Raw genomic sequence first — 1,079 nt, forward strand, 5'->3', positions numbered from 1 at the left:
CTACTTTTTGAACCACCACCCGGATATAAATGTAGCTATGAATAAAACAACTTTTAAAATATCGAAGATGGACTGCCCTTCGGAGGAAAACCTAATCCGAATGAAATTAGAGGGCCACTCGAATATTGAACATCTTGAGTTCGACATTCCTAACCGTCAATTAACTGTGTTTCATCATGACAATATAGAAGGGATAGAGACTGCTATTCATGACCTAAAATTAGGAGACACCCTACTCTCGACCGAAACCATTGACCCCTCTGATCCCAACAATAATTTTAAAATTGATGCTGACTCTAGTCACAAAAAAGATGCTGAGCAAAGAAAGCTACTATGGATAGTGCTGGTCATTAACTTTGCTTTCTTTATTATTGAAATGAGCACGGGACTGATTTCTCGTTCGATGGGGTTGGTCGCCGACAGCTTAGATATGTTAGCAGATAGCTTCGTGTACGGAATTAGCTTATTTGCGGTCGGTGGAACGGTCATTAAGAAAAAACGGATTGCTAGAATTGCCGGATATTTTCAAATTACGCTAGCGATTCTTGGTTTTTTAGAAGTACTAAGACGTTTCTTTGGCAATGAGCAGTTACCTGACTTTTCTACCATGATAGTCATATCGATTCTTGCGCTAATTGCAAACTCGATTTGCCTCTATTTACTACAAAAATCGAAAAGCAAAGAAGAAGCCCATATGCAAGCCAGTATGATTTTCACTTCAAACGATGTGATTATCAATTTAGGGGTAATTGTTGCAGGGATTTTGGTTAATTGGTTACACTCTAGTACGCCTGATTTGATTATTGGTAGCATCGTATTTGCTTTAGTTATTCAGGGCGCCTTTAGAATATTGAAGTTGAGTAAGTAGCCAAGCCTAATAACTGAAGCAAATAGCTCAAGTAAGTAGCTTAATTAAACCGCTAAGTGTAAAGTAACTGGGTTTGAAGCAAATAAACATCATAAGGATATGAGACCTCAAGCAATGATTGAACAAACTTTAAATCTAGTCACCACCAAAGACCATCAGCAAGTTGCCGTTTGGCGAATAATAGATGATGAAGTCTTTGATAAGAATCTGG

Annotated in this window: 1 protein-coding gene; it reads left to right on the forward strand. The window is 38.1% G+C overall.

Annotated features, from left to right (window positions below; translation table 11 throughout):
• Nucleotides 1-868, forward strand: an 868-nt coding sequence (locus E2R51_RS20535) for a cation efflux transmembrane domain-containing protein (RefSeq protein WP_205703365.1), incomplete at its 5' end; no start/stop codon positions are given.
• Nucleotides 869-1,079 lie beyond the last annotated feature (211 nt).

Origin of the sequence: Jeotgalibacillus sp. S-D1, assembly GCF_004358665.1 — a bacterium.
Taxonomy (GTDB): Bacteria; Bacillota; Bacilli; order Bacillales; family Jeotgalibacillaceae; genus Jeotgalibacillus.